The organism is Spirulina sp. CCY15215, assembly GCF_016888125.1.
GTDB lineage: Bacteria > Cyanobacteriota > Cyanobacteriia > Cyanobacteriales > Spirulinaceae > CCY15215.
Map to the genome: position 1 here is coordinate 1 of NZ_JACSWA010000529.1, position 245 is coordinate 245.

Consider the following 245-nt stretch of genomic DNA (forward strand, 5'->3'; position numbering starts at 1 on the left):
ATGGAGACAGCAGCGAAGACGAACTCAACCTCGCCCGCGCCCAAGCCAGTCTTGATGAAGTATACCGCGCCACAGGAGTCAAACCCGCTCTCCTCTATGCGATTTTTGTTCCTGCTGTAGGTCAATCTGAAAATGCGGAAGATTCTCCCAGCGATCGCCTCTTCCTCATGCTTGTTCCTCCTAACGGCGATCCCGTCATTCGTCCTGTCCCCATCAACCGCGAATTAGCCTTGCGAGTTGCCGAT

At 54.3% G+C, this 245-nt stretch carries 1 pseudogene; it reads left to right on the forward strand.

The features are described from left to right. A pseudogene (locus JUI58_RS27840) lies at window positions 1-245 on the forward strand (hypothetical protein); the annotation flags it as partial.